Consider the following 22,758-nt stretch of genomic DNA (forward strand, 5'->3'; position numbering starts at 1 on the left):
ACCGGGTTATGCCGCCACCCGCATTATGGATGCGAGGGGCGCCTCAGCCGAACCCCTGGCCATATTGCGGCAGCGCTTCGCCGATCTCGTACCAGGAGGATTTCGAATCGGTCCAGACATGCGCGGTGATCTCGACACCGTGTGGACGGTCGAGACCGCCAAGCCTGATTCGGATATGCGCCGGGTCGAACGCCAGCCTGGCGAACACCGGCGAGCCGCATCGGCCGCAGAAACAGCGGAATGCGCCGGGCGAGGCCTCATATTCCCGGATGCTGTCGGCGCCGGCCAGCAGCGCGAATCGCTCCACCGGAACCGATGCGTTGGCTGAGAATGCGCTGCCCGAGGCGCGCTGGCACATGCGGCAATGGCAGTAACGCACCGGCCCCAGCGTCCCGCTGACGCGGTATCGGACCGTTCCGCACAGGCATCGTCCCTCGGATGCTGTCCCGCTGCCTGACATTGCCGCCTCCTCGCTGCATGAACGCGCAGTATACCGGGCCAGGGAGTGGCGGAAATGGTCAGGATTTGGGCCGAATTGCAGGCACCGGCGCCATGTGGATGAATCCTGATCTAACGCTTGACGAGTGGGCAGGCCGCTTATATGTTCCGCGCCTCTCGAGGGTGCAGGCTGTAGGCCAAGTCCTAGACGCTGCGCTGTGACAGTCCAAGTAGTGGATGTCAGCCTCACCGATCACCCCGAGAACACGATCAGCGGCAGCCGCCTAGCGGCGGGATGCCGTTGGTTTTCTGCTAGTTGGATGCGGCATTCGCCGCAGCTGTTTTTGATGGACGCCAAAGGGTTCTCATGCCGACGATTAACCAGTTGATCCGCAAGCCGCGCCAGCAGCCGGTGAAACGAAACAAGGTTCCGGCGCTCGAAGCTTGTCCGCAGAAGCGCGGTGTTTGCACGCGCGTCTACACGACAACGCCAAAGAAGCCGAACTCGGCGCTGCGTAAAGTTGCGCGCGTCCGTCTCACCAACGGCTTCGAGGTTACCAGCTATATCCCGGGCGAAGGCCATAACCTGCAGGAGCACTCCGTCGTGCTGATCCGCGGTGGCCGCGTAAAGGATCTTCCTGGTGTCCGCTATCATATCCTGCGCGGTGTGCTCGATACGCAGGGCGTCAAGGACCGTCGTCAGCGCCGTTCGAAGTACGGCGCCAAGCGGCCCAAGTAAGGAGTTCCGAGTATGTCGCGCCGTCGCGCCGCCGAAAAACGTGAAGTTCTGCCCGACGCCAAGTATGGCGACGTGGTGGTGTCCAAGTTCATCAACAACCTGATGTATCACGGCAAGAAGTCCGCCGCTGAAGACATCGTGTACGGTGCCTTTACGCGCATCGAGAAGGTCGGCAAGAACGAGCCGGTCCGCGTCTTCCACGACGCGCTCGATAATGTCCGTCCGCAGATCGAGGTTCGCTCGCGTCGGGTCGGCGGCGCCACCTACCAGGTGCCGGTCGAGGTTCGCTCCGAGCGCGCCCAGGCTCTGGCCATTCGCTGGCTCATCGATGCGGCCCGCAAGCGGTCCGAGAACACGATGGAAGAGCGTCTGTTCAAGGAGCTCCTGGAAGCCAGCGATAATCGCGGCTCGTCCGTCAAGAAGCGCGAAGACACCCACCGCATGGCGGAAGCCAATCGCGCGTTCTCGCACTACCGCTGGTAACGAACCCTAAGGTCTGATTCAAAATGTCCCGCACCACTTCGCTCGATCGATACCGCAACATCGGCATCATGGCGCACATCGATGCCGGTAAGACGACCACGACCGAACGTATTCTTTATTACACCGGCCGCAGTCACAAGATCGGCGAAGTCCATGATGGCGCCGCCACCATGGATTGGATGGAGCAGGAGCAAGAGCGCGGCATTACCATCACGTCGGCCGCGACCACCTGTTTCTGGCGCGACCATCGCATCAACATCATCGACACCCCCGGCCACGTGGACTTCACCATCGAAGTCGAGCGCAGCCTGCGCGTGCTCGATGGCGCCGTCGCGGTGTTCGACAGTGTGGCGGGCGTTGAGCCCCAGTCCGAGACCGTGTGGCGTCAGGCCGACAAGTATCATGTGCCGCGCATGTGCTTCATCAACAAGATGGACCGCACCGGCGCCAACTTCGAGCGTACGCTGGGCATGATCCGCGACCGTCTGGGCGCGACCGCGCTGGTCATTCAGCTGCCGGTCGGCTCGGAGAGCGACTACAAGGGTCTGATCGACCTGATCCGCAACAAGGCCGTCATCTGGCGCGACGAGTCGCTGGGCGCCGAGTTCGATTATGTCGATATTCCGGCCGATCTTGCCGAAGCCGCCGCCACGGCCCGCCTCGAGATGATCGAGCTGGCCGTCGAGCAGGACGAAGAGGCGCTGGAGCTTTACCTGGACGGCAACGAGCCGGACGAGGAAACCCTGCGTCGGTGCATCCGCAAGGGCACCATCGGCGGTGCGTTCGTGCCGGTGCTGAACGGTACCGCGTTCAAGAACAAGGGCGTGCAGCCGCTGCTCGATGCCGTTGTCGATTTCCTGCCGTCGCCGCTCGATGTGCCGGCCTATGTGGGCCACGTTCCGGAAAGCGACGACACCACCGAGCGCAGCGCGTCCGATGACCAGCCTTTCGCCGCGCTGGCGTTCAAGATCATGAACGACCCGTTCGTCGGCTCGCTGACCTTCGTTCGCATTTATTCCGGTGTCGTAGAGAGCGGCACCCAGGTGCTGAATTCGGTGAAGGGCAAGCGCGAGCGTGTCGGCCGTATGCTTGAGATGCATGCGAACCACCGTGAGGACGTCAAGGAAGCCCGCGCCGGCGACATCATCGCCTTCTGCGGCCTGAAGGAAACCACCACGGGCGATACGCTGTGCGATGCGGTCAAGCCGGTCATCCTCGAGCGTATGGAATTCCCGGAGCCGGTCATCGAAGTAGCCGTCGAGCCGAAGACCAAGGCCGACCAGGAGAAGATGGGCGTCGCCCTGCATCGCCTGGCCCAGGAAGATCCCTCGTTCCGCGTCTCGGTCGACCACGAAAGCGGTCAGACCATCATCAAGGGCATGGGCGAGCTGCATCTGGAAATCATCGTCGATCGCATGAAGCGCGAGTTCAAGGTCGAGGCCAATGTTGGCGCGCCGCAGGTGGCGTACCGCGAGACCCTGACCCGCCGCGCCGAGGTCGACTACACCCATAAGAAGCAGACCGGCGGTTCGGGCCAGTTCGCCCGCGTCAAGATCGTGGTCGAGCCCGGCGAGCCTGGTTCGGGCGGTGTGTTCGAGTCCACCATCGTCGGTGGTTCGGTGCCGCGCGAATACATTCCGGGCGTCGAGAAGGGCGTTCACAGCGTCGCCGTTGCCGGCGTGCTGGCGGGCTTCCCGGTTATCGACTACAAGGTCCAGCTGATCGACGGCGCGTACCACGATGTGGATTCCAGCGTGCTGGCGTTCGAAATCGCCAGCCGTGCGGCGTTCCGCGAAGCGGCCCAGAAGGCTGGCATTCAGCTCCTCGAGCCGATCATGGCCGTCGAGGTGGTGACTCCGGAAGATTATGTCGGCGACGTGATGGGCGACCTGAACAGCCGCCGGGGTCTTGTTGAAGGCACCGACATGCGCGGCAATGCCAACGCCATCAAGGCGTCGGTGCCGCTCGCCAACATGTTCGGTTACGTGAACACGCTGCGGTCCATGACCCAGGGCCGCGCCCAGTACACAATGCAGTTCTCGCACTACGCGCCAGTTCCCAAGGCCGTCAGTGACGAGGTTGTCGCGAAACGCGCGTAAGCAACGCAGAGAGAAGGAATTATCCCATGGCTAAGGGAAAGTTTGAGCGGACGAAGCCGCATTGCAACGTCGGAACGATTGGTCACGTTGACCACGGCAAGACGTCGCTGACGGCGGCGATCACGAAGGTTCTGGCGGAGACGGGCGGCGCGACGTTCCAGGCGTATGACTCGATCGACAAGGCGCCTGAGGAGCGGGCTCGTGGCATCACGATCTCGACGGCGCATGTCGAGTACGAGACGGCGAACCGTCACTACGCGCACGTCGATTGCCCCGGCCACGCCGATTATGTGAAGAACATGATCACGGGCGCGGCGCAGATGGATGGCGCGATCCTGGTGGTTTCGGCGGCCGATGGCCCGATGCCGCAGACCCGCGAGCACATTCTTCTGGCGCGCCAGGTTGGCGTTCCGGCGATTGTTGTGTTCCTGAACAAGGTCGACCAGGTCGACGATCCGGAACTGCTTGAGCTGGTCGAGCTTGAAGTGCGCGAGCTGCTGTCGTCGTACGATTTCCCGGGCGACGACATTCCGATCATCACCGGCTCGGCGCTGGCGGTGCTGGAAGGCAAGAACGACGAGATCGGCAAGAACAAGATTCTGGAGCTGATGGCGGCGGTTGACGAGTACATCCCGCAGCCGCACCGTCCGGTCGACCTGCCGTTCCTGATGCCGATCGAGGACGTGTTCTCGATCTCGGGCCGCGGCACGGTTGTGACCGGCCGTGTCGAGCGCGGCATCGTGAAGGTGGGCGAGGAAGTCGAGATCGTTGGCATGAAGGCGACGCGCAAGACGGTTTGCACCGGCGTCGAGATGTTCCGCAAGCTGCTGGACCAGGGCCAGGCGGGCGACAACATCGGCGCGCTGCTGCGCGGCGTCGATCGCACCGATGTCGAGCGTGGCCAGGTGCTGGCCAAGCCCGGCTCGATCACGCCGCACACGGTGTTCCAGGCCGAAGCCTACATCCTGACCAAGGAAGAGGGTGGCCGTCACACGCCGTTCTTCAGCAATTACCGGCCGCAGTTCTACTTCCGCACCACGGACGTGACCGGCATGGTGAAGCTGCCCGAGGGCACCGAGATGGTGATGCCGGGCGACAATATCTCCATGGAAGTCGAGCTGATCGTGCCGATCGCCATGGACGAGGGTCTGCGTTTCGCCATCCGCGAGGGCGGTCGTACCGTCGGCGCCGGCGTCGTCGCAAAGATCCTGAAGTAAGAAAAGAACAAGGGCCGGTCCGGCCTATTCCGGACCGGCCCAATTATTTGGTGAGAGTGGCATGGACAACCAAAATATCCGCATTCGCCTGAAGGCGTTTGACCACCGGATTCTCGACCAGTCGACGGGCGAGATCGTGGGGACGGCCAAGCGGACCGGTGCGCGTGTTCGCGGCCCGATCCCGCTGCCGACCAAGATCGAAAAGTTCACCGTGCTGCGCTCGCCTCACATTGACAAGAAGTCGCGTGAGCAGTTCGAAATCCGCACCCACAAGCGGCTGCTGGATATCATTGACCCGACGCCGGAAACCGTGGACGCGCTGATGAAGCTCGACCTCGCCGCTGGTGTCGACGTCGAAATCAAGCTGCAGGCCTAAGGCAGGAAGACTCCAATGCGTTCGGGAATGATAGCACAGAAGGTCGGAATGACCCGCGTGTTCGCCGAGGACGGGGCTCATGTGCCCGTTACCGTCCTCAAGGTGGACAATTGCCAGGTCGTGGCCCAGAAGACCGAGGACCGTGACGGCTACTCCGCCGTCCAGCTCGGAGTGGGCATGGCCAAGGTAAGCCGGGTCGGGAAGCCGATGCGCGGCCACTTCGCCAAGGCGAATGTTGAGCCGAAGAAGAAGGTCGTCGAGTTCCGCGTGTCGCAGGACGCGCTGATCGATGTCGGCGCGGAGTTGACCACGGATCATTTCGTGGCAGGCCAGTTCGTCGACGTGACCGGCACCAGCATCGGCAAGGGCTTTGCCGGCGTCATGAAGCGCCATCACTTTGGCGGTCTGCGGGCCTCGCACGGTGTGTCGGTGTCGCATCGCTCGCACGGTTCCACCGGTCAGCGTCAGGATCCCGGCAAGGTGTTCAAGGGCAAGAAGATGGCCGGTCACCTCGGTGCCGTGCGCGTCACGACCCAGAACCTGAAGGTGGTTTCCACTGACGTCGAGCGTGGCCTGATTTTGGTTCACGGCGCTGTTCCGGGTCCGGCCAGTGGCTGGGTCCTGGTTCGCGACGCGGTCAAGCGCAAGCAGCCGAAAGACCTGCCTTTCCCGGCGGCGATCCGTCAGGCCGCCGTGGCCGAGGAGCCGCAGGTCGAGGAAGCCCAGGTCGATGAGGCGCAGGTTGACGCGGCCCAGGTCGATGGAACCAGCGGCGATGCCGCCGAGAACAAGGAGTGATGGCGATGAAAGTTGACGTCATTACCCTCGACGCCGGCGCCGCCGGCTCGGCCGATCTGGACGACGCGATCTATGGCCTGCCTGCTCGCCAGGACCTGCTGCAGCGCGCCGTGCGCTGGCAGCTGGCCAAGCGCCAGGCCGGCACGCACAAAACCAAGGGTCGCTCGGAAATCGCGCTGACCGGCAAGAAGTTCGTGAAGCAGAAAGGTTCCGGCGGCGCCCGTCACGGCGATCGCAAGGCGCCGCAGTTCCGCGGCGGCGGCAAGGCCTTCGGTCCGGTCGTTCGCAGCCATGAGCATGATCTGCCCAAGAAGGTTCGCAAACTGGCGCTGAAGACCGCGTTGTCCGTCAAGCACGCCGAAGGCAAACTGGTGGTGCTGGATCACGCGACCCTGTCGGATGCCAAGACCAAGGCGCTCGTGGCTACTCTGGCCAAGCTCGGCTGGTCCAACGCGCTGATCATCGATGGTGATGCGGTCGAGCAGAACTTCGCTCGCGCCGCGGCCAACATTCCGCACATCGACGTGCTGCCCAGCCAGGGCGCGAATGTCTACGACATCCTGCGTCATCACACGCTGGTGCTGACAAAGGCCGCGGTCGAGAAGCTCGGGGAGCGCCTGAAATGAGCAAGATGAAGGCGAAGAACAAGCACTTTGACCTGCTGCTGAAGCCTGTCGTCACTGAAAAGTCGACGGTTGGCGTCGAGAACAACCAGGTTACCTTCAAGGTCGCCCTCAACGCGACCAAGCCGGAAATCAAGGAAGCCGTCGAGACGGTGTTCGGTGTGAAGGTCAACGCGGTCAATACCCTGCGCCAGCAGGGTAAGGTCAAGCGGTTCCGCGGTGTTGTCGGCAAGCGTCCCGACTACAAGAAGGCCATCGTGACCCTCGCCGAAGGCGAGACGATCGATATTACGACGGGAGTCTAACCGATGGCGCTTAAGACATATAATCCGATCACGCCCGGCCAGCGCGGCCTCGTGCTGGTCGACCGGTCCGGTCTCTGGAAGGGCAAGCCTGTCAAGGCGCTCACCCATGGCCTGACCAAGAAGGGCGGCCGCAACAATACCGGACGCGTTACCGCGTTCGGTCAGGGCGGCGGTCACAAGCGGTCGTACCGGCTGGTCGATTTCAAGCGCCGCAAGTTCGACTCTGTCGGCACGGTCGAGCGTCTGGAATACGATCCGAACCGCTCGGCGTTCATCGCCCTCGTGAAGTACGAGGACGGCGAACTGGCCTATATCCTGGCGCCGCAGCGTTTGTCGGTTGGCGATCAGGTGATCGCGGGCAAGAAGGTCGACGTGAAGCCGGGCAACGCGATGCCGCTTGGCGCCATGCCGGTCGGCACCATCGTGCACAACGTGGAGCTGAAGCCGGGCAAGGGCGGCCAGATCGCCCGCGCCGCCGGCACCTATGTGCAATATGTGGGCCGGGACGGCGACTACTCGATCCTGCGTCTGGCCTCGGGCGAACAGCGGATCGTGCATTCCACATGCATGGCCACGGTTGGCGCGGTGTCGAACCCGGACAATCAGAATACCAACCTTGGCAAGGCCGGCCGTAACCGCTGGCTGAACAAGCGCCCGTCGGTGCGTGGTGTTGCCATGAACCCGGTCGATCATCCCCACGGCGGCGGCGAAGGCCGCACCTCGGGCGGTCGTCATCCGGTCACCCCGTGGGGCAAGCCGACCAAGGGTAAAAAGACCCGGTCCAACAAGTCGACGGATCAGTTCATCGTTCGCTCGCGCCACGCGCGGAAGAAGTAGGAGACAGAGCGTGCCACGTTCAGTTTGGAAAGGCCCGTTTGTCGACGGCTACCTGCTCAAGAAGGCCGGAGCCGTCCGCGACAGCGGCCGCAGCGAAGCGATCAAGACCTGGTCGCGCCGTTCTACCATCGTGCCGCAGTTCGTCGGTCTCAACTTCGCCGTCTACAACGGCCACAAGTTCGTACCGGTGCATGTGTCCGAGGAAATGGTCGGCCACAAGCTCGGCGAGTTCTCGCCGACCCGTACCTACTATGGCCACGCCGCCGACAAGAAGGCGAAGAGGGGCTGATATGAGCAAGAAAGCCAAAGAGCGCGCTCTGGGCGATCACGAGGCGACGGCTATCGCCACCTCGATCCGCACCAGCCCGCGTAAGCTGAATCTGGTCGCCGGCATGATCCGCGGCATGAAGGCCGAGCAGGCGCTCAATACCCTGACCTTCTCCAAGCGCCGCATCGCCAACGATGTGAAGCGGGTGCTGGAAAGCGCCATCGCCAACGCCGAGAACAATCATCAGCTGGATGTCGATCAGCTGATCGTCGCCGAAGCCCATGTGGGCAAGGCGCTTATGATGAAGCGGTTCCATGCCCGTGCGCGTGGCCGCGGCGCCAGGATCGAAAAGCCCTTCAGCCGGCTGACGATCATCGTCCGCGAAGTCGAGGAGACGGCCTGATGGGTCAAAAGATTAATCCAATTGGTCTTCGCCTGGGCGTAAACCGCACCTGGGATTCGCGCTGGTACGCGAATGACAAGGATTTCGCCCGGCTGCTGCACGAGGACATCAAGATCCGCGAATACCTGGAGAGCAAGCTGTCTGCTGCCGGTATCTCGAAGATCGTCATCGAGCGGCCGGCCAAGAAGGCCCGAGTCACCATTCACTCGGCGCGTCCGGGCGTGATCATCGGCAAGAAGGGCGCCGACATCGACAAGCTCCGCAGGGAGATCTCGACGATGACGGGCTCGGAAGTGCATCTCAACATCGTTGAGGTCCGCAAGCCCGAGATCGATGCCAAGTTGATCGCCGAGAACATCGCGCAGCAGCTCGAGCGCCGCGTCGCCTTCCGCCGCGCCATGAAGCGCGCCGTTCAGTCCGCCATGCGCCTTGGCGCCAAGGGCATCCGCATCAATTGCGGTGGCCGTCTCGGCGGCGCGGAAATCGCGCGCATGGAATGGTACCGCGAAGGTCGTGTGCCGCTGCATACGCTGCGCGCCGATATTGATTACGGCGAGGGGCGTGCCAACACCGCCTACGGCGTGTGCGGTGTGAAGGTCTGGGTTTTCAAGGGCGAGATCCTTGAACATGACCCGATGGCCTCCGAAAAGCGGGCACTGGAGTCGCAGCAAGGCGGCCCCGGCTCCCGGTCGATGAACTAGCGCAGACTGAAGGTACAGGTCCATGCTTCAGCCGAAGAAAACGAAATTTAGGAAGGCCTTCAAAGGCCGCATCCATGGCAAGGCCAAGGGTGGCACCGAACTCAACTTCGGCGCCTTCGGTCTGAAGGCGGTAGAGCCGGGCCGCATCACGGCGCGCCAGATCGAGGCGGCCCGCCGCGCGATCAGCCGTCACATGAAGCGTGCCGGTCGTGTCTGGATCCGGATCTTCCCGGATGTGCCGGTCTCCAAGAAGCCGACCGAAGTCCGCATGGGCAAGGGTAAGGGCTCGCCGGAATTCTGGGTGGCTCGCGTAAAGCCGGGCCGGATCATGTTCGAGATCGAGGGCGTGTCCGAGACGATCGCCCGCGAGGCCTTCGATCGCGCCGCCGCCAAGCTGTCGATCCAGACTCGTCTGGTATCGCGGCCCGGCGAACACTAGGAGATTGAAGCCATGAAGGCCTCGGAAACCAGGGGTATGACCCCCGATCAGCTCAGTGACCGTCTCGGTGAACTGAAGCGTGAACAGTTCAATTTGCGGGTCCAGCAGGCCACAGGTCAGTTGGAAAACCCAGCGCGTCGCCGCCAGGTGCGCCGGGACATCGCGCGGATCAAGACAATTCTTGGCGAGAAACAGGCCCCCGGGGCCGGCGCGTAGGACGGAGTACGCTAGAGATGCCGAAAAGAATTCTGCAAGGCGTGGTCGTCAGTAACGCCAACGAAAAGACTGCGGTGGTCCGTGTCGAACGACGCGTGAAGCATCCGCTGCTGGGTAAGGTCGTGCGCCAGTCAAAGCGCTACCATGCCCATGACGAAGCAAATACCTGCCAGGTCGGTGACATGGTGCGTATCGAGGAATGCCCGCCGATCTCGCGCATGAAGCGCTGGCGGGTGATTGCCGAACAGGCTTGATGGACGTTCCGGGAGATACGCCATGATTCAAATGCAGTCGAATCTGGAAGTTGCCGATAACTCGGGTGCGCGCCGTGTCCAGTGCATCAAGGTTCTCGGCGGTTCCAAGCGGAAGGTCGCTTCCGTCGGCGACGTCATCGTCGTCAGCGTCAAAGAGGCGATTCCGCGGGGGCGTGTGAAGAAGGGTGACGTGCATCGCGCCGTTATCGTTCGCACCGCCAAGGAAATTTACCGGTCGGACGGGTCGAGCATCCGGTTCGACACGAATGCGGCCGTGCTGATCAACAAGCAGGGCGAGCCCATCGGTACCCGTATCTTCGGCCCGGTGACCCGCGAACTGCGTGCGAAGTCGATGATGAAAATCATCTCGCTGGCGCCGGAGGTGCTGTAATGGCTGCGAAGATAAAAAAAGGCGACCAGGTCATCGTGACCAAGGGCCGCGACAGGGGCAAGAAGGGCGAAGTGCTGCGGGTCATTCCCGATGACGGCCGCGCCGTTGTCCAGGGCGTGAACATGGTCAAGAAGCACAAGCGTCCGAGCCAGCTCGATCCGGGCGGCATCAAGTCGGAAGAGGCGCCGCTGGCGCTGGCCAACCTGTCGATCGTCGACCCCAAGACGGGTGAGGCGACCCGTGTCGGCTTCCGCTTCGAGAATGGCCAGAAGGTCCGCTTCGCGAAGAAGTCAGGAGAGAATATCGATGTCTGAGACCGCTGAAAAAGCGCGCCTGCAGGCCCATTACGAGACCGAGGTGCGTCCGCAGCTCATGGAGCAGTTCGGGCTGAAGAATCAGCTCGCCGTGCCCAAGCTGGACAAGATCGTGATCAATATGGGCGTGGGTGAAGGCACCCGCGACACCAAGAAGATCACCATCGCGGCCGAAGAGCTCACGAGGATCGCCGGCCAGAAGCCGGTGGTCACCAAGGCCAAAAAGTCAATCGCCGGCTTCAAGCTGCGCGAAGGCATGCCGGTCGGTTGCAAGGTGACGCTTCGCGGCAAGCGCATGTACGAGTTTCTGGACCGTCTGGTGACCATCGCGTTGCCGCGGGTTCGGGATTTCCGGGGCGTTTCGCCCAAGAGCTTCGACGGCAACGGCAATTATGCGCTGGGCCTGAAGGAACAGATCGTGTTCCCGGAAATCAACTATGACCAGATCGACGAGATCCGGGGCATGGACATCATCATTTGCACCACGGCGACCGACGACGAGCAGGCGAAAGCCCTGCTGACCGGTTTCCAAGTGCCGTTCCGGGGTTAAGGCGTTGTTTGCGCTGGAGCAGGTCTCAGGAGGACTTGATCGTGGCTAAGAAGAGTTCGATTGTTAAGAACAAGAGGCGTGAGCGTCTGGCGACCAAGTTTGCCGACAAGCGCCGTGAATTGAAGGCTCAGGCGAAGGACGACACGCTGTCGCCGGAAGATCGGTTCCGCGCCCGGCTGAAGCTGGCCGAGATGCCGAGGAACGGTGCGCTGGTCCGCGTGCGTAATCGCTGCGAACTGACTGGCCGTCCGCGCGCCGTCTATCGCAAGTTCAAACTATCACGAATTGCCTTGCGCGAGCTCGGGTCGAAGGGGCAGATCCCCGGCCTGGTCAAGTCGAGCTGGTAACGGAGAAACGCCCATGGCGATATCAGATCCAATCGGCGATATGCTGACCCGCATTCGCAACGCCCAGATGCGGCGCAAGTCGACGGTGCGCGTGCCAGCCTCCAAGCTGCGTGAGCGCGTTCTCGAGGTGCTGCAGTCGGAAGGCTACATCCGCGCCTACGAGCGCCACGATCTTGAAGACAACAAGGCCGAGATCGAGGTGTCCTTGAAGTATCACGAGGGCGAGCCGGTCATTCGCACCATCGCCCGCGTGTCGACGCCGGGACGCCGCGTCTACTCCTCGGTCGGAGAGCTGCCGCGTGTCGCCAACGGCCTGGGCATTTCGATCATTTCAACGCCCAAGGGCGTGATGTCCGACAACCAGGCCCGTGCGGCCAATGTTGGCGGCGAAGTGATCTGCACGGTCGTCTAAGGCCGAGAGCGTAAGGAAACGGAACGATGTCTCGTATCGGTAAGAAGCCAGTCAGCATTCCCAGCGGCGTCGATGTGACGTTGAGCGGGTCGGAGCTGTCGGTGAAGGGACCAAAGGGCGTGCTCGCCATGACTTTCGTCGATGACGTGGTCGTGACGCAGGAAGATGGCGCGATTTCGGTGCAGCCTCGCAGCAAGAGCCAGCGCTCGCGCGCCATGTGGGGTTTGCAGCGCACGCTCGTCAGCAATCTGGTCACCGGTGTGTCCACGGGCTTCACCGAGAAGCTGGCGATCACCGGCGTCGGTTACCGCGCCGCGGTGCAGGGTCGGACCCTGACGCTGCAGCTCGGTTACAGCCACGACGTGGTGTTCCCGATTCCCGACGACATCGAGATCAAGACGCCGGTCCCGACCGAGATCGAGATTTCGGGCATCGACAAGCAGAAGGTTGGCCAGGTCGCGGCGAAGATCCGCGAATGGCGCAAGCCGGAGCCCTACAAGGGCAAGGGCGTGCGTTATGCCAACGAATTCATCTTCCGCAAGGAAGGCAAGAAGAAGTAAATGCCGCGTTTGGCACACTGGTGGGTTTGAAGCCATGAACAAGAGAATTGAGCTGTTTCTTCGGCGCCAGCAGCGGGTGCGCAACCGGCTGCGGAAAAGCGGAACCGGGCGGGTGCGCCTGGCCGTGCACCGTAGTGGCAAGCATATCTATGCCCAGGTCATTGACGACCGGGAAGGCCGGACGGTGGCCTCCGCGTCGACGCTGGAGAAGGATTTCCGCGGTGCCGGCAAGTCGGGCGCCAATGTGGACGCGGCCCGTGAAGTGGGCACCCTGATCGCCAAGCGTGCGGTCGATGCTGGCATCAAGGATGTCATGTTCGATCGTAGCGGTTTCCTCTACCACGGCCGGATCAAGGCCTTGGCAGATGCCGCGCGCGAAGGCGGCCTGAACTTCTAAGCCGATAACGGAATCGAGTAGGAACACGAAATGGCACGGGAACGTGGAGAACGGTCGGATCGCTCGCATGACCGCAATCAGGACAGCGAGTTCATTGATCGCCTGGTGCACATCAACCGCGTCGCCAAGGTGGTGAAGGGTGGTCGGCGTTTTGGTTTCGCCGCGCTCGTCATCGTCGGTGATCAGAAGGGCCGCGCCGGATTCGGCAAGGGCAAGGCGCGCGAGGTGCCTGAGGCAATTCGCAAGGCGACGGAAGCCGCCAAGCGCAGCCTGATCCGTGTGCCGCTGCGCGAAGGCCGCACGCTGCATCATGACATCGACGGTCGCCATGGCGCCGGCAAGGTGGTTCTGCGTACGGCGCCAGCCGGTACCGGTATCATCGCGGGTGGCCCGATGCGTGCCGTGTTCGAGGCGCTGGGCATCCACGACGTGGTGACCAAGTCGATCGGCACGTCGAATCCCTACAACATGGTGCGCGCCACGTTCGACGCGCTGAAGAAGCAGATGTCGCCGCGTATGGCGGCCGGCAAGCGCGGCAAGAAGGTGGGCGACATTCTCGTCCGCCGTCCCGAGCAGGTCGGCGAAATTGTCGAAGGCTGATAAGGCCGGAAGCGGAAGGTCAGGAAGATGTCCGAGAAAATGTTGAAGGTGACGCAGATCGGTAGTCCGATCCGCCGGGCCAAGGACCAGCGCGCGACCCTCGTTGGCCTGGGCCTGAACAAGATGCATCGTACCCGCGTGCTCGAAGACACGCCCTCGGTGCGCGGCATGGTTAACAAGATTCACCACCTGGTGCAGGTGGAAGAGGTCGACGTTTAAGCGTCGTCCCCTAACGAAGGAATATCGAGATGCGTCTCAACCAGATCAGCGACAATCCCGGCGCGACCAAGACCAGCAAGCGCATCGGACGGGGCATTGGCTCCGGCAAGGGCAAGACCGGCGGCCGTGGCGTGAAGGGTCAGACCTCGCGCTCGGGCGTGGCAATCCACGGCTATGAAGGCGGTCAGATGCCGCTGCATCGCCGGCTGCCGAAGCGTGGTTTCAAGAGCATCAATCGCAAGCGCTATGCATCGGTCAATATCGGCCGTCTGCAGGCAGCCATCGATTCCGGCAAGCTCCAGGCCGGTGTTATCGACGGCGCCGTGCTGGTTGCGGCGGGCGTGGTGACGCATCTGCGTGACGGCTTCCGTCTGCTGGGTAAGGGCGAGATCACCGCCGCCATCGAGATTACCGCCAATGGTGCGTCGAAGACGGCGATCGAGGCGGTTGAAAAGGCGGGGGGCAAGGTCCACATCGTCGCGGGAGCGACGCCGACGGACGGCGCCGAATAAAAGCGCCTAGGCGCGGAAGCGGGAAGTCCTATGGCGTCGGCTGCCGAACAACTAGCTCAGAGCTTTAATCTCAGCGCCTTCTCGAAGGCAACTGAACTCAAGAAGCGCATCTGGTTCACACTGGGTGCGCTCATCATCTATCGTCTTGGCACCTACATTCCGTTGCCGGGTGTAGATCCTGTCGCGCTGTCGCAGATGTTCAGCCAGCAGGGCGGCGGCCTCCTGGGCATGTTCAACATGTTCGCGGGCGGCTCCATCGAGCGCATGGCGATCTTCGCGCTGGGCATCATGCCCTACATCTCGGCGTCGATCATCGTTCAGCTGATGACCAGCGTGTCGCCGGCTCTGGCGCAGCTGAAGAAAGAGGGCGAGAGCGGCCGCAAGAGGCTGAACCAGTACACCCGCTACGGCACGGTCGGTCTGACCATCGTCCAGGGCTACGGCATCGCCGTGTTCCTGGCGTCGCAGAACCTGGCCATGTCCACGGGGCCGTTCTTCTACGTCAGCACGGTAACCACGTTGCTTGGCGGAACCATGTTCCTGATGTGGCTGGGCGAGCAGATCACCGCTCGCGGCGTCGGCAACGGCATCTCGCTGATCATCTTCACCGGCATTGTCGCCAACCTGCCGCGCGCCGTCGTGCAGATGTTCGAACTGAGCTGGAACCAGCAGCAGTTCAGCATCTGGTTCGTCCTGGTGCTGCTGATTCTGGTGGGCGCGGCTGTCGGCGTGATCGTCTATGTCGAGCGGTCGCAGCGCCGGTTGCTGGTTCAGTATCCCAAGCGTCAGGTCGGCAACAAGGTGTTCCAGGGCGACAGCTCGCACCTGCCACTGAAGCTCAACACCGCCGGTGTTATCCCGCCGATCTTCGCCTCCTCGCTGTTGCTGTTGCCGCTTACCGTGGCGCAGTTCTCGTCGCAGGGCGGGCCGGAATGGCTGACAACCGTCACCGCTGCGCTGGGACACGGTCAGCCGCTGTATCTGGCGATGTATCTCGGCATGATCATCTTCTTCTGCTTCTTCTATACGGCGGTGGTGTTCAATCCACAGGACACGGCCGACAATCTGAAGAAGCATGGCGGCTTCCTGCCTGGCATCCGGCCGGGCGAAAAGACGGCCGAATATATCGATTACGTGCTGACCCGCATCACCGTCGTGGGCGCCGCCTATCTGTGCGTCATCTGTCTGATCCCGGAAATCCTGATCTCGCAGTTTTCGGTACCGTTCTATTTCGGCGGCACGTCACTGCTGATCGTCGTCAACGTTACCATGGACACGGTGACGCAGATCCACGGGCACCTGCTGGCGCACCAATATGAAGGCCTCATCAAGAAGTCGCGGCTGCGCGGGAGGAAGGGTTGAACGTTATTCTTCTGGGTCCTCCTGGCGCTGGCAAGGGCACACAGGCCAAGCTCCTCGAGGAGCGTCACGGAATGGTCCAGCTGTCGACAGGTGACATGCTGCGTGCCGCCGTGAAGGCCGGCACGGATGTCGGCAAGATCGCCGAAGACATCATGAAGCGCGGCGATCTGGTGCCCAATGACGTGGTGGTGTCGATCATTTCGGATCGAATCGATCAGCCGGACGCCAAGCGCGGTTTCATCCTGGATGGTTTCCCGCGCAATGTGGCCCAGGCCGAAGCGCTTGACGCCATGCTGGAGAAGAAGGGCCTCAAGCTGGACCATGTGATCCAGATGGAAGTCGACGACGAGGCGCTGGTCGAGCGCATCACCGGACGCTTCACCTGCGGCAATTGCGGCGCCGGTTATCATGACCGGTTCAAGCCGACGAAGGTTGCCGGGGTGTGCGACGTGTGCGGTTCGACCGAGATGGTGCGCCGCGCCGACGACAACGAGACGACAGTGCGATCGCGGCTGGCCACCTATCACAAGGAAACGGCGCCGCTGCTGCCCTATTACAAGAAGCGCGGCAATCTGGTTCAGCTCAACGGCATGGCGCCGATGGACCAGGTCGCCGAAGAGATCAAAACCGTACTCGCCGCCGACCAGCGGTTGAGCGGTTGACTGGACGCTGTAGCTTTCTATAATCCCGCGTTCCGCGAATCAGGGCGGATCAGCGCAGAATTGAACGCGTAAGGAGACTAACGTCGTGGCACGTATCGCCGGTGTAAACATACCGACCAACAAGCGGGTCGAGATCGCGCTGACCTACATTCATGGGATTGGGCATACGCGCGCCAAACAGATTTGCGCGAAGCTGAGCATCCCGGCGGAACGCCGCGTCAACGAACTGACCGATTCCGAGGTCATTCATATTCGCGAGAGCATCGATAGCGACTTCATCGTCGAAGGCGATCTGCGCCGTGAAGTGGCAATGAATATCAAGCGGCTGATGGATCTGGGTTGCTATCGCGGCCTGCGCCACCGTCGTGGCTTGCCGGTACGCGGCCAGCGCACCAGCACCAATGCGCGGACGCGCAAGGGCAAGGCGAAGCCCATCGCCGGTAAGAAGAAGTAAGGACAGAGCGCAATGGCAACCGATACCGGCCGCGTCAAGCGTCGCGAACGCAAGAACATCACCTCGGGCGTTGCGCATGTCAGCGCCACGTTCAACAACACCATGGTGACCATCGCCGATCACCAGGGCAACACGATTGCCTGGTCCTCGGCTGGTGCGCAGGGCTTCAAGGGCTCGCGTAAGTCCACGCCATATGCGGCCCAGCTGGCCGCCGAAGATGCCGGCCGGAAGGCGCAGGAACACGGCATGAAGACGCTTGAAGTCGAAGTCAGCGGTCCTGGTTCGGGTCGTGAGTCGGCGCTCCGTGCGCTGCAGTCGGTGGGTTTCACGATCACCTCGATCAAGGATGTGACGCCGATCCCGCATAACGGTTGCCGCCCGCCCAAGCGTCGCCGCGTCTAAGCCTCAAGGCACGCGGAACATTCAAGAGTACGGCGCCCCCACCGGGGCGCTTGACCTTAAAAAGGGGTCTAACGGTGGTAGTACAGAAGAACTGGCAGGAATTGATTCGGCCGAACAAGCTGGAGGTCAAGCCGGGTAACGACGCGAAGACGAAGGCGACCGTCGTCGCCGAGCCGCTCGAGCGCGGCTTCGGGCTGACCTTGGGCAACGCTCTGCGCCGCGTGCTGCTGTCTTCACTGCAGGGCTCGGCCGTCAGCGCCATCCAGATCGAGAATGTTCTGCATGAGTTTTCCTCGATTTCGGGAGTCCGCGAGGACGTCACCGACATCGTGCTGAACATCAAGTCGCTCGCCGTGAAGATGCACGTCGAGGGGCCCAAGCGTTTGTCGCTCAAGGCCAAGGGCCCGGGGCAGGTGACCGCCGCCAACATCAGCGAGCATGCGTCGATCGAGATCCTCAACCCGGACCTGGTGATCTGCACGCTGGACGAAGGCGCCGAGATCAACATGGAATTGACCGTCAACAACGGCAAGGGCTACGTGCCGGCGGACCGCAACCGTCCGGACGATGCGCCGATCGGCCTGATTCCGGTCGATGCGCTCTATAGCCCGGTCGTGACGGTGTCCTACCGGGTCGAGAACACCCGCGAGGGCCAGGTTCTCGACTATGACAAGCTGACCATGGACGTCGAGACAGACGGCTCGATCAGCCCCGAGGACGCGATGGCCTACGCCGCCCGTATCCTGCAGGACCAGCTGCAGCTGTTCGTCAACTTCGAAGAGCCCCGCGAGGTCGTCCGCCGCGAAGAGGAGAAGGAGCCGGAGTTCAACCGGAATCTCCTGCGCAAGGTCGACGAACTCGAATTGTCGGTGCGCTCGGCCAATTGTCTGAAGAACGACAATATCGTCTATATCGGCGATCTCATCCAGAAGACCGAGGCGGAGATGCTCCGCACGCCGAATTTCGGCCGCAAGTCGCTGAACGAGATCAAGGAAGTGCTGTCCTCGATGGGCCTCAAGCTGGGCATGGAAGTGCCCAACTGGCCGCCAGAAAACATCGAGGAACTGGCGAAGAAACTGGAAAGTGAGTACTGATCGGCCCTAGGCCGGTCATTCGGGAGTAGCGCGATGCGCCATGGTATGTCGGGACGGAAACTGAATCGCGACTCGTCGTCGCGCAAGGCGCTCTTGCAGAGCCTCGCGACGTCACTGCTCAAGCACGAGCAGATCAAGACCACACTGCCCAAGGCGAAGGAGCTTCGGCCCTACGTCGAGAAGCTGATTACCTTGGGCAAGGCCGGCAGCCTGCACGCACGCCGCCAGGCTGCGGGCAAGATTCCGGAGTCCAAGGTGGTGGACAAGCTGTTCTCGACCATCGCGGAACGGTACGAAGAGCGGTCAGGCGGTTACACCCGCGTGCTGAAGGCTGGCTTCCGCTACGGCGATGCCGCGCCGATGGCTTTCATCGAGCTGGTTGACCGCGATCCGGCGGCCAAGGGCACCGATGCCGGTCCCACCGCCGACGCCCGCGACGAGGACGTCGAGGACGAGGCATAAGCCTGGTCCACAGGGAATTCACGAAAGGGCAGCCTCATCGGCTGCCCTTTGCGTTTGGGGGCTGGTTGCCTAAATAGAACACGTGACTTTGAACGGGGTGACGGACATATGAGCGGATGGATGTCGGGTTGGCGCGGGGCGCTGTCGGTCGTGGTCATGCTGGCGGTCGGCGGTGCCATCTATGGGAGTTACGCGCAACTCGGGCCGCCCGAACCGGACGCCGATGCTCCCGCGCCGCTGGCATCGCCCGCGCCGGTTCAGAAGGTGGTTCCCGCCGACACCTCCGTGATCGAATATTCCTATGCGCCCCTCATGAAGCGCGTGGCGCCTGCCGTGGTGAACATCTACACCACCAAGATGGTGCAGACCGGCGGCAACCGGTTGTTCAACGATCCGTTCTTCCGCCAATTCTTCGGTGACCGTTACGGCGACGAGCCGCAACAGAAAAAGAAGGAACAGAACTCGCTGGGTTCCGGCGTCATCGTGCGCGCCGATGGTCTTGTCGTAACGAACCACCACGTCATCGATGGCGCGGACGAGATATTCGTCGTGCTGAATGACCGGCGGGAGTTCAAGGCGAAAATCGTCGCCGACGAGGCGCGCCTGGACCTGGCGGTGTTGAAGATCGAATCGGCCGGCCTGCCTTTCCTGCAGTTGCGGGACTCGGACACGATCGAGGTCGGCGACGTTACCTTCGCCATCGGCAACCCGTTCGGCATCGGCCAGACCGTGACCCAGGGCATTGTCTCCGCAGTGGGACGCGCCAGCCGCTCTTCAGCCGGCGCATATGAATTCTTCATCCAGACCGATGCCGCCATCAATCCGGGCAATTCCGGCGGCGCGCTGGTAGGCCTCGACGGCACGTTGTTCGGCGTCAATACCTGGATCTACTCGCCCACCGGCAGCTATGCGGGCATCAGCTTTGCCATCCCGGCAAACATGGTGAAGCGTATCGTCGATGCGGCCGACCGGGGTGGCAAGGTGCTGCGGCCGTGGTTCGGCGCAACGGGACAGGTGATCACCAGCGACCTGGCCGACTCGCTTGGTCTGGACCGACCTGGCGGCGTGCTGATCAACGCAATTTATCCGGGCGGTCCCGCCGACAAGGCCGGGCTGCAGATCGGCGACGTGCTGACCGAGGTTGAAGGACGGCTGGTCGACGATCCGGGCAGCATGATCTCGATCCTGGCGACCCATTCCGTTGGCGGCAAGGTAGAGGTCGAGATCGTGCGCGACCGCAAGACCATGAGCCTTCGCGTGCCGCTGGTCGCCGCGCCGGAAGTGCCCAAGCGCGACGAAACCATGCTGCCCGCCGGTCATCTGTTCGCCGGCGCCAAGGTGGCGAACATGTCGCCGGCGCTGGCCGACGAATTGCAGCTCGACATCATGGCCCGGGGGGTCATCGTCCTCGCCATCGAACGCGGCAGCTCGGCCCACCGCGCCGGTCTTCGGCCGGGCGACTTCATCGTCTCGATCAACGACAAGCCGGTCAAGACGGTGGCGGAACTCAACGCCGTGTGGGCCGGCTACAAGGGCGTCATGAACGTGAAGATCAAACGCCAGGGCCAGATCGTCAGCGGCACCTTCCGCCAGTAGGCCGCACGCCCTACATTAGGCCAATGGCAGACCTGTTCCAGACAGCCGGGCTCGAGACATCGGCGCCGCGCCCGCTCGCCGACCGGCTGCGGCCGGCGCGCATCGAGGATGTGGTCGGGCAGGGGCACCTGCTCGGCCCGACCGGACCCATCGGCCGCATGCTGGCCGCGCGGCGGATGGCCTCGCTGATCCTGTGGGGACCACCCGGCACCGGCAAGACCACGATTGCCCGCTTGCTGGCCGACCATGTCGACCTTCATTTCGAGCAGGTATCGGCGGTGTTCTCGGGCGTTGCCGATTTGCGCAAGGTGTTCGACACCGCCCGGGGGCGCCGCCGCGACGGCAAGGGCACCCTTCTCTTCGTCGACGAGATCCACCGGTTCAACCGTTCCCAGCAGGACGCGTTCCTGCCCTATGTGGAGGATGGGACGGTGATTCTGGTGGGCGCCACCACCGAGAATCCGTCGTTCGAACTCAACGCCGCGTTGTTGTCGCGCGCCCAGGTCATGGTGCTCAACCGGCTCGACGATGCGGCCATGGAGACCATGCTGGAGCGTGCCGAGGCCGAGACCGGCCATCCACTGCCGCTGCAGCCCGATGCGCGAGTGGCGCTGAAGGCGATGGCCGACGGCGACGGCCGGTTTCTCTACAACATGGTCGAGGAAGTGGCCGCGCTCGGCCCGGATACCGAACCGTTCGACACCGCGGCGCTTGCCGACGTGGTGCAGCGCCGGGCGCCGGTGTACGACAAGGCCCAGGAGGGCCACTACAATCTGATCAGCGCCCTGCACAAGAGCCTGCGCGGCTCGGACGTGGACGCGGCGCTCTATTATCTGGCGCGCATGTTGACGGCCGGCGAGGACCCGCTCTACATCACCCGCCGTCTCGTGCGGTTCGCCGCCGAGGACATTGGCATGGCCGATCCGCAGGCGCTGGTCCAGGCGCTGGCCGCCAAGGACATGTACGACTTTCTGGGCTCGCCCGAAGGCGAACTGGGCATCGTCCAGGCGGTGATCTATCTGGGCACGGCGCCCAAATCGAACGCGGTCTATACCGCCTCGAAGCAGGCCAACGCCGCCGCGCGCGAGGCGGGATCGCTGATGCCGCCCATGCATATCCTCAACGCGCCGACCCGGATGATGAAGAATCTGGGTTACGGCAAGGGCTATGAATACGACCACGATGCCGCCGACGGCTTTTCCGGCCAGAATTACTTCCCCGAAGGCATGGAACGCCGGCAACTCTACCGGCCTCTCGAGCGGGGTTTCGAGCGCGATGTGCTCAAGCGCCTCGACTACTGGGCCAGGCTGCGCGCCGAACGGCAGCAGCGCGAGGCCGGCCAGCAGTGAACCCGTTCGACCTGTTCGTGGGGGCGGACTGGTCGGGTGCGCGCGGCCCCGGGCTGAAAGGGCTGCAGGTGGCGATGTGTGCGCCGGGACAGGCTGCGCCTTCGCTGGTCGGCAATCCGGCAGGCGGCCCGTGGACGCGGCCGGCATTCGCCCGGTGGCTGCTGGACCGGTCGGCTGCGCACCGGGTGCTGTGCAGCCTCGACTTTTCATTCGGCTTTCCGTGGGAAGACCGGCAGGCCTATTTCCCCGGCTTCGCGGACGACCCGGCGGATCATGCCGGCTTGTGGGCGCTGGTCGAGGCGCATTGCGGCGCTGCAGGCAGCCTGTTCGGCGGTGACTTCGCCGGCGCCGGTCCGTTTCAGCGCCACTTCCGCCGCGGCGGGGTCACGGGCGACCGCTATGTGCGCCGCCTGCGCACGGTCGAGACGCTGATCCATGCGCGGGGCCTGGGCGCGGCCGAATCCGTATTCAACCTGGTCGGCGCGGGGCAGGTGGGTCTGGCATCCCTGTCCGGCATGCGGATGCTGCGCTGGCTGAAGCACTGCCCCGGCGTGGCGGTGTGGCCGTTCGATGACAGTGCCGGTGCCCGGCTGGTGCTGGCCGAAACCTTCCCCACGGCCTTCGTGCGCATGGCGGATTGCGGCCGGGGGAAGGTGCGCTGCGCCGGGCGGCTGAACCGGGTCCTGGACCATTTCGGCTCCGGGCCCTTTCCGGGCGGGAACAATGATACATTTGCACTGTCAGACGACATGACCGACGCGCTGATTCTCGCCGCCGGTCTGCGCCGGCTTTCCGGCGCTGCCTCGCTGTGGAATCCGGCGGGCTTATCGGATAGGGTCCGCCGCTTCGAAGGCTGGACCTTCGGTTTAGAGTGATGGA

General features: G+C 63.1%; 35 protein-coding genes. 34 read left to right on the plus strand and 1 reads right to left on the minus strand.

Annotated features, from left to right (window positions below; translation table 11 throughout):
* Positions 1-43: 43 nt before the first annotated feature.
* Positions 44-460, minus strand: a complete 417-nt coding sequence (locus WJU21_RS13665; RefSeq protein WP_346323993.1) for a GFA family protein — start codon at positions 458-460, stop codon at positions 44-46.
* Positions 461-805: 345 nt separating this feature from the next.
* Here WJU21_RS13665 and rpsL point away from each other — a divergent pair, with 345 nt between their 5' ends.
* From rpsL to WJU21_RS13835, 34 genes are all read left to right on the plus strand, one after another.
* Complete coding sequence (rpsL, locus tag WJU21_RS13670; RefSeq protein WP_346323994.1) at positions 806-1,177, plus strand: 30S ribosomal protein S12; 372 nt, start codon at positions 806-808, stop codon at positions 1,175-1,177.
* A gap of 12 nt (positions 1,178-1,189) precedes the next feature.
* A complete protein-coding gene (gene rpsG, locus WJU21_RS13675) occupies positions 1,190-1,660 on the plus strand; it encodes a 30S ribosomal protein S7 (RefSeq protein WP_346323995.1) in 471 nt (156 codons plus the stop codon).
* 23 nt (positions 1,661-1,683) lie between these two features.
* Complete coding sequence (gene fusA / locus WJU21_RS13680; protein ID WP_346323996.1) at positions 1,684-3,759, plus strand: elongation factor G; 2,076 nt, start codon at positions 1,684-1,686, stop codon at positions 3,757-3,759.
* 26 nt (positions 3,760-3,785) lie between these two features.
* Positions 3,786-4,976: an elongation factor Tu gene (gene tuf / locus WJU21_RS13685; RefSeq protein ID WP_346323983.1), complete on the plus strand. Its 1,191-nt coding sequence runs from the start codon at positions 3,786-3,788 to the stop codon at positions 4,974-4,976.
* 61 nt (positions 4,977-5,037) lie between these two features.
* A complete protein-coding gene (gene rpsJ / locus WJU21_RS13690) occupies positions 5,038-5,352 on the plus strand; it encodes a 30S ribosomal protein S10 (RefSeq protein ID WP_346323997.1) in 315 nt (104 codons plus the stop codon).
* 15 nt (positions 5,353-5,367) lie between these two features.
* Positions 5,368-6,150, plus strand: a complete 783-nt coding sequence (gene rplC, locus WJU21_RS13695) for a 50S ribosomal protein L3 (protein WP_346323998.1) — start codon at positions 5,368-5,370, stop codon at positions 6,148-6,150.
* Between the two features lie 5 nt (positions 6,151-6,155).
* A complete protein-coding gene (gene rplD / locus WJU21_RS13700; protein WP_346323999.1) occupies positions 6,156-6,776 on the plus strand; it encodes a 50S ribosomal protein L4 in 621 nt (206 codons plus the stop codon).
* Between the two features lie 5 nt (positions 6,777-6,781).
* Positions 6,782-7,078, plus strand: coding sequence for a 50S ribosomal protein L23 (locus WJU21_RS13705; RefSeq protein WP_346324070.1), 297 nt, complete (start codon positions 6,782-6,784; stop codon positions 7,076-7,078).
* Between the two features lie 3 nt (positions 7,079-7,081).
* Positions 7,082-7,915: a 50S ribosomal protein L2 gene (gene rplB / locus WJU21_RS13710; RefSeq protein ID WP_346324000.1), complete on the plus strand. Its 834-nt coding sequence runs from the start codon at positions 7,082-7,084 to the stop codon at positions 7,913-7,915.
* A gap of 10 nt (positions 7,916-7,925) precedes the next feature.
* The gene (gene rpsS, locus WJU21_RS13715) at positions 7,926-8,204 is read left to right on the plus strand and encodes a 30S ribosomal protein S19 (protein ID WP_346324001.1); all 279 of its coding nucleotides are present in this window, start codon (positions 7,926-7,928) and stop codon (positions 8,202-8,204) included.
* Between the two features lies 1 nt (position 8,205).
* Positions 8,206-8,586 carry a 50S ribosomal protein L22 gene (rplV, locus tag WJU21_RS13720; RefSeq protein ID WP_346324002.1) on the plus strand — a complete coding sequence of 127 codons (381 nt, stop codon included), beginning with the start codon at positions 8,206-8,208 and terminating at the stop codon, positions 8,584-8,586.
* Positions 8,586-9,287 carry a 30S ribosomal protein S3 gene (gene rpsC / locus WJU21_RS13725; RefSeq protein WP_346324003.1) on the plus strand — a complete coding sequence of 234 codons (702 nt, stop codon included), beginning with the start codon at positions 8,586-8,588 and terminating at the stop codon, positions 9,285-9,287. The genes rplV and rpsC overlap by 1 nt, the downstream gene beginning before the upstream one ends.
* Before the next feature lie 22 nt (positions 9,288-9,309).
* Complete coding sequence (rplP, locus tag WJU21_RS13730; protein ID WP_346324004.1) at positions 9,310-9,726, plus strand: 50S ribosomal protein L16; 417 nt, start codon at positions 9,310-9,312, stop codon at positions 9,724-9,726.
* A gap of 12 nt (positions 9,727-9,738) precedes the next feature.
* Complete coding sequence (gene rpmC / locus WJU21_RS13735; RefSeq protein ID WP_346324005.1) at positions 9,739-9,942, plus strand: 50S ribosomal protein L29; 204 nt, start codon at positions 9,739-9,741, stop codon at positions 9,940-9,942.
* A gap of 17 nt (positions 9,943-9,959) precedes the next feature.
* Positions 9,960-10,196 (plus strand): 30S ribosomal protein S17, encoded by a 237-nt coding sequence (rpsQ, locus tag WJU21_RS13740; RefSeq protein WP_346324006.1) that lies wholly within the window; start codon positions 9,960-9,962, stop codon positions 10,194-10,196.
* Positions 10,197-10,218: 22 nt separating this feature from the next.
* Complete coding sequence (gene rplN, locus WJU21_RS13745) at positions 10,219-10,587, plus strand: 50S ribosomal protein L14 (protein ID WP_346324007.1); 369 nt, start codon at positions 10,219-10,221, stop codon at positions 10,585-10,587.
* The gene (rplX, locus tag WJU21_RS13750) at positions 10,587-10,901 is read left to right on the plus strand and encodes a 50S ribosomal protein L24 (protein ID WP_346324008.1); all 315 of its coding nucleotides are present in this window, start codon (positions 10,587-10,589) and stop codon (positions 10,899-10,901) included. Before rplN ends, rplX begins: the two co-directional genes overlap by 1 nt.
* Positions 10,894-11,451 carry a 50S ribosomal protein L5 gene (gene rplE, locus WJU21_RS13755; RefSeq protein WP_346324009.1) on the plus strand — a complete coding sequence of 186 codons (558 nt, stop codon included), beginning with the start codon at positions 10,894-10,896 and terminating at the stop codon, positions 11,449-11,451. Before rplX ends, rplE begins: the two co-directional genes overlap by 8 nt.
* Before the next feature lie 41 nt (positions 11,452-11,492).
* Positions 11,493-11,798, plus strand: a complete 306-nt coding sequence (rpsN, locus tag WJU21_RS13760) for a 30S ribosomal protein S14 (protein WP_346324010.1) — start codon at positions 11,493-11,495, stop codon at positions 11,796-11,798.
* Between the two features lie 13 nt (positions 11,799-11,811).
* On the plus strand, positions 11,812-12,210 hold the full coding sequence (gene rpsH, locus WJU21_RS13765) for a 30S ribosomal protein S8 (RefSeq protein WP_346324011.1): 399 nt from the start codon (positions 11,812-11,814) through the stop codon (positions 12,208-12,210).
* A 26-nt stretch (positions 12,211-12,236) separates the two neighbouring features.
* Positions 12,237-12,770, plus strand: coding sequence for a 50S ribosomal protein L6 (rplF, locus tag WJU21_RS13770; RefSeq protein ID WP_346324012.1), 534 nt, complete (start codon positions 12,237-12,239; stop codon positions 12,768-12,770).
* Between the two features lie 34 nt (positions 12,771-12,804).
* Positions 12,805-13,167, plus strand: a complete 363-nt coding sequence (rplR, locus tag WJU21_RS13775) for a 50S ribosomal protein L18 (RefSeq protein WP_346324013.1) — start codon at positions 12,805-12,807, stop codon at positions 13,165-13,167.
* A 30-nt stretch (positions 13,168-13,197) separates the two neighbouring features.
* Positions 13,198-13,767: a 30S ribosomal protein S5 gene (gene rpsE, locus WJU21_RS13780; RefSeq protein WP_346324014.1), complete on the plus strand. Its 570-nt coding sequence runs from the start codon at positions 13,198-13,200 to the stop codon at positions 13,765-13,767.
* A 27-nt stretch (positions 13,768-13,794) separates the two neighbouring features.
* Entirely contained in the window at positions 13,795-13,986 is a 192-nt protein-coding gene (rpmD, locus tag WJU21_RS13785) for a 50S ribosomal protein L30 (RefSeq protein WP_346324015.1), read from the plus strand.
* A gap of 29 nt (positions 13,987-14,015) precedes the next feature.
* Positions 14,016-14,498, plus strand: coding sequence for a 50S ribosomal protein L15 (gene rplO / locus WJU21_RS13790; protein ID WP_346324016.1), 483 nt, complete (start codon positions 14,016-14,018; stop codon positions 14,496-14,498).
* A 30-nt stretch (positions 14,499-14,528) separates the two neighbouring features.
* Entirely contained in the window at positions 14,529-15,860 is a 1,332-nt protein-coding gene (secY, locus tag WJU21_RS13795; RefSeq protein WP_346324017.1) for a preprotein translocase subunit SecY, read from the plus strand.
* Complete coding sequence (locus tag WJU21_RS13800) at positions 15,857-16,522, plus strand: adenylate kinase (RefSeq protein ID WP_346324018.1); 666 nt, start codon at positions 15,857-15,859, stop codon at positions 16,520-16,522. Before secY ends, WJU21_RS13800 begins: the two co-directional genes overlap by 4 nt.
* Positions 16,523-16,607: 85 nt before the next feature.
* The gene (rpsM, locus tag WJU21_RS13805; RefSeq protein ID WP_346324019.1) at positions 16,608-16,976 is read left to right on the plus strand and encodes a 30S ribosomal protein S13; all 369 of its coding nucleotides are present in this window, start codon (positions 16,608-16,610) and stop codon (positions 16,974-16,976) included.
* Between the two features lie 12 nt (positions 16,977-16,988).
* Complete coding sequence (rpsK, locus tag WJU21_RS13810) at positions 16,989-17,378, plus strand: 30S ribosomal protein S11 (RefSeq protein ID WP_346324020.1); 390 nt, start codon at positions 16,989-16,991, stop codon at positions 17,376-17,378.
* A 50-nt stretch (positions 17,379-17,428) separates the two neighbouring features.
* Entirely contained in the window at positions 17,429-18,472 is a 1,044-nt protein-coding gene (locus WJU21_RS13815; protein ID WP_346324021.1) for a DNA-directed RNA polymerase subunit alpha, read from the plus strand.
* Between the two features lie 33 nt (positions 18,473-18,505).
* Positions 18,506-18,934, plus strand: coding sequence for a 50S ribosomal protein L17 (gene rplQ / locus WJU21_RS13820; protein ID WP_346324022.1), 429 nt, complete (start codon positions 18,506-18,508; stop codon positions 18,932-18,934).
* A gap of 108 nt (positions 18,935-19,042) precedes the next feature.
* Positions 19,043-20,530 (plus strand): DegQ family serine endoprotease, encoded by a 1,488-nt coding sequence (locus WJU21_RS13825; protein WP_346324023.1) that lies wholly within the window; start codon positions 19,043-19,045, stop codon positions 20,528-20,530.
* Between the two features lie 23 nt (positions 20,531-20,553).
* Entirely contained in the window at positions 20,554-21,879 is a 1,326-nt protein-coding gene (locus tag WJU21_RS13830) for a replication-associated recombination protein A (protein ID WP_346324024.1), read from the plus strand.
* On the plus strand, positions 21,876-22,754 hold the full coding sequence (locus WJU21_RS13835; RefSeq protein WP_346324025.1) for a hypothetical protein: 879 nt from the start codon (positions 21,876-21,878) through the stop codon (positions 22,752-22,754). The genes WJU21_RS13830 and WJU21_RS13835 overlap by 4 nt, the downstream gene beginning before the upstream one ends.
* The last annotated feature ends 4 nt before the right edge of the window (positions 22,755-22,758 follow it).

The organism is Emcibacter sp. SYSU 3D8, from assembly GCF_039655875.1.
Taxonomy (GTDB): domain Bacteria; phylum Pseudomonadota; class Alphaproteobacteria; order SMXS01; family SMXS01; genus RI-34.

What these genes read in the sequence shown, in the direction of transcription:
- rpsC (WP_346324003.1), top strand. Translation starts at nt 8,586, where the DNA reads ATGGGTCAAAAGATTAATCCAATTGGTCTTCGCCTGGGCGTAAACCGC.
- rplX (WP_346324008.1), top strand. Translation starts at nt 10,587, where the DNA reads ATGGCTGCGAAGATAAAAAAAGGCGACCAGGTCATCGTGACCAAGGGC.
- rplQ (WP_346324022.1), top strand. Translation starts at nt 18,506, where the DNA reads ATGCGCCATGGTATGTCGGGACGGAAACTGAATCGCGACTCGTCGTCG.
- rplE (WP_346324009.1), top strand. Translation starts at nt 10,894, where the DNA reads ATGTCTGAGACCGCTGAAAAAGCGCGCCTGCAGGCCCATTACGAGACC.
- rpmC (WP_346324005.1), top strand. Translation starts at nt 9,739, where the DNA reads ATGAAGGCCTCGGAAACCAGGGGTATGACCCCCGATCAGCTCAGTGAC.
- secY (WP_346324017.1), top strand. Translation starts at nt 14,529, where the DNA reads ATGGCGTCGGCTGCCGAACAACTAGCTCAGAGCTTTAATCTCAGCGCC.
- rplR (WP_346324013.1), top strand. Translation starts at nt 12,805, where the DNA reads ATGAACAAGAGAATTGAGCTGTTTCTTCGGCGCCAGCAGCGGGTGCGC.
- rpsH (WP_346324011.1), top strand. Translation starts at nt 11,812, where the DNA reads ATGGCGATATCAGATCCAATCGGCGATATGCTGACCCGCATTCGCAAC.
- rplF (WP_346324012.1), top strand. Translation starts at nt 12,237, where the DNA reads ATGTCTCGTATCGGTAAGAAGCCAGTCAGCATTCCCAGCGGCGTCGAT.
- rpsJ (WP_346323997.1), top strand. Translation starts at nt 5,038, where the DNA reads ATGGACAACCAAAATATCCGCATTCGCCTGAAGGCGTTTGACCACCGG.
- rpsK (WP_346324020.1), top strand. Translation starts at nt 16,989, where the DNA reads ATGGCAACCGATACCGGCCGCGTCAAGCGTCGCGAACGCAAGAACATC.
- rplV (WP_346324002.1), top strand. Translation starts at nt 8,206, where the DNA reads ATGAGCAAGAAAGCCAAAGAGCGCGCTCTGGGCGATCACGAGGCGACG.
- WJU21_RS13705 (WP_346324070.1), top strand. Translation starts at nt 6,782, where the DNA reads ATGAAGGCGAAGAACAAGCACTTTGACCTGCTGCTGAAGCCTGTCGTC.
- rpmD (WP_346324015.1), top strand. Translation starts at nt 13,795, where the DNA reads ATGTCCGAGAAAATGTTGAAGGTGACGCAGATCGGTAGTCCGATCCGC.
- rplN (WP_346324007.1), top strand. Translation starts at nt 10,219, where the DNA reads ATGATTCAAATGCAGTCGAATCTGGAAGTTGCCGATAACTCGGGTGCG.
- WJU21_RS13665 (WP_346323993.1), bottom strand. Translation starts at nt 460, where the DNA reads ATGTCAGGCAGCGGGACAGCATCCGAGGGACGATGCCTGTGCGGAACG.
- rplD (WP_346323999.1), top strand. Translation starts at nt 6,156, where the DNA reads ATGAAAGTTGACGTCATTACCCTCGACGCCGGCGCCGCCGGCTCGGCC.
- rplB (WP_346324000.1), top strand. Translation starts at nt 7,082, where the DNA reads ATGGCGCTTAAGACATATAATCCGATCACGCCCGGCCAGCGCGGCCTC.
- rpsE (WP_346324014.1), top strand. Translation starts at nt 13,198, where the DNA reads ATGGCACGGGAACGTGGAGAACGGTCGGATCGCTCGCATGACCGCAAT.
- rplO (WP_346324016.1), top strand. Translation starts at nt 14,016, where the DNA reads ATGCGTCTCAACCAGATCAGCGACAATCCCGGCGCGACCAAGACCAGC.
- rpsQ (WP_346324006.1), top strand. Translation starts at nt 9,960, where the DNA reads ATGCCGAAAAGAATTCTGCAAGGCGTGGTCGTCAGTAACGCCAACGAA.
- rplC (WP_346323998.1), top strand. Translation starts at nt 5,368, where the DNA reads ATGCGTTCGGGAATGATAGCACAGAAGGTCGGAATGACCCGCGTGTTC.
- tuf (WP_346323983.1), top strand. Translation starts at nt 3,786, where the DNA reads ATGGCTAAGGGAAAGTTTGAGCGGACGAAGCCGCATTGCAACGTCGGA.
- WJU21_RS13825 (WP_346324023.1), top strand. Translation starts at nt 19,043, where the DNA reads ATGAGCGGATGGATGTCGGGTTGGCGCGGGGCGCTGTCGGTCGTGGTC.
- rpsG (WP_346323995.1), top strand. Translation starts at nt 1,190, where the DNA reads ATGTCGCGCCGTCGCGCCGCCGAAAAACGTGAAGTTCTGCCCGACGCC.
- rpsL (WP_346323994.1), top strand. Translation starts at nt 806, where the DNA reads ATGCCGACGATTAACCAGTTGATCCGCAAGCCGCGCCAGCAGCCGGTG.
- fusA (WP_346323996.1), top strand. Translation starts at nt 1,684, where the DNA reads ATGTCCCGCACCACTTCGCTCGATCGATACCGCAACATCGGCATCATG.
- WJU21_RS13830 (WP_346324024.1), top strand. Translation starts at nt 20,554, where the DNA reads ATGGCAGACCTGTTCCAGACAGCCGGGCTCGAGACATCGGCGCCGCGC.
- rplP (WP_346324004.1), top strand. Translation starts at nt 9,310, where the DNA reads ATGCTTCAGCCGAAGAAAACGAAATTTAGGAAGGCCTTCAAAGGCCGC.